The organism is Rubrivirga sp. (genome assembly GCF_049648075.1).
Taxonomy (GTDB): Bacteria; Bacteroidota; Rhodothermia; order Rhodothermales; family Rubricoccaceae; genus Rubrivirga.
In genome coordinates this window covers 1-1,654 of the sequence record NZ_JBARYR010000664.1, presented here as the reverse complement: position 1 = coordinate 1,654, position 1,654 = coordinate 1, and the positions used below count along the sequence as shown (strand labels likewise).

General features: G+C 72.5%; 3 protein-coding genes. 2 read left to right on the top strand and 1 reads right to left on the bottom strand.

From position 1 onward, the window contains the following. Together WBA11_RS17885 and WBA11_RS17880 are read left to right on the top strand one after the other, a co-directional pair. A partial coding sequence (locus WBA11_RS17885; protein ID WP_424521995.1) for a glutamate--tRNA ligase family protein occupies positions 1 to 773 on the top strand: 773 nt, incomplete at its 5' end. Beyond that, positions 773 to 1,168 carry a hypothetical protein gene (locus WBA11_RS17880; protein WP_424521994.1) on the top strand — a complete coding sequence of 132 codons (396 nt, stop codon included), beginning with the start codon at positions 773 to 775 and terminating at the stop codon, positions 1,166 to 1,168. The genes WBA11_RS17885 and WBA11_RS17880, both read left to right, overlap by 1 nt. On the opposite strand, the gene WBA11_RS17875 is transcribed toward WBA11_RS17880, so the two are convergent. Beyond that, on the bottom strand, positions 1,165 to 1,654 hold a 490-nt coding region (locus WBA11_RS17875), incomplete at its 5' end, for a hypothetical protein (RefSeq protein ID WP_424521993.1). The genes WBA11_RS17880 and WBA11_RS17875 overlap by 4 nt on opposite strands.

Sequence of the window (1,654 nt, the reverse complement as noted above, 5' to 3'; positions counted from 1 at the left end):
GGCCAGACGTCGGCGGCGACCGCGGTCCGTACCGGCAATCCGAGCGCGGCGCGATCTACGACGACGCGTTGCGCCGCCTGGCCCGCGAACGGCGCCTTTTCCCGTGCCGCGTGTCCCGGAGCGAGCTGCGCGAGCTGACCGGCTCCTCGAGCGACCACGGTGGACTTCCCCCCTACCCCGCGCGGCTCCGCCCGACTACCCTCGAGGACGGCTGGCTCGACGACCTCGAGAGCCGACAGGCTCGCGGAGCCAACGACGCGGCGCTCCGGTTCCAGGTCGAACCCGGACCGGTCGCGTTCCAGGACGCCGTCGTCGGGGTCGTCCTCGAGGACGTGGCCGAGACGGTCGGCGACTTCGTGCTCCGGCGCCGCGACGGCGTCTACGCGTACCAGCTCGCGGTCGTCGTGGACGACATCGCGATGGGCGTCACCGAGGTCGTCCGCGGGATGGACTTGTTGGACTCGACGGCGCGGCAGATCCAGCTGATCCACGCCCTCGAGGGCGACGTCCCGACGTACGCGCACCTTCCGCTCGCGGTCGGGGCCGACGGCGAGAAGCTGGCCAAGCGCCACGGGGACACGTCGGTCCGCTCGTTACGCCAAGCCGGCGTCTCTCCCGCCGCGCTCGTCGGCTGGCTCGCGGGCGCTCTTGGACAGGGCGACACCCCCCGGACACCACTCGAGGTCGCGGCGTCGTTCCGCATCGAGGACGTCCGCCCCGATCCGGTGACCGTCCCGCCCGACCTCGAAAGAATCCTCCTCGACCGCTCGTGATGCTCCGTCTCGCCCTCCTCGTTGCTTTTGCGGCTCCCCTCGCCGCCCAACCGCTGCCGTCCGGGACGTGGACGGGCACGCTCACCGATGGCGACGGCGACCGATCCGCGGTCACGGCCGAGATCGAGCGGTGCACCGGCGGGTTCGCGCTCGTCCTCGAGGTCGGAGGCCGGACGGCGGTCGTGCCCGAGACGGCGCCGGCGACGTGGACCCGTGGTCGGCTCCAGTTCGAGACGGAGCGGGTGCGGATGCCGGGCACCGTCTTGCCGCGCGCCCTCGCCTGCGACCTCGAGGCCGATGACGATGGCGTACTGGGCGGGACGTGCTCGGCGGGACGTTTCGAGTACGCGCTCTCGATCTCGCCGCCCTCGAACGCGTCGTTCGGCTGCGACTAGCGCCAGACCTCACGGCCGCGCATCCGTCGCCCCGCGGCGTAGACGAAGAACAGGCGCCGGCCCTCGACCTCGAGGCGAGCGTCGTGAGCCGCGATCCAGGCCTGGCCCGCGTTCGCCGCCAGCGACAGGCCCGAGAACGTGGCCGAGACCGCCTGAACCAAGGCATCCGGCGACGTCAGGGCGACCGTCAAGAGCGGCGCCGCGAGCGGCACGAACTGCTGGGGCCGCTCGGCGTAGCGCGACACTAGCTCGCGCAGGTAGCCGACCGACGCGACCGCGTCCTCGAGGTCGGCGATGGCCGGCGCGACGCGCAAGTCGTAGATCCGGGCCGACTCGACGGCGAAATCGGGGTCCCACGGCGCCGACGCGATCTCGTCGGAGAACTCGGCGATGGCGGACCGGAACCGGCTGAGCGGCCTATCGAGGTCGGAGCGGATGTCCAGCACCTCGGCGACGGTCGCGCGCTCGAACAGGGGCAGCTTGTGG

Bases quoted from the DNA above. Each gene is read 5' to 3' on its own strand.
- WBA11_RS17880 (WP_424521994.1), top strand. From the start codon at position 773: ATGCTCCGTCTCGCCCTCCTCGTTGCTTTTGCGGCTCCCCTCGCCGCC.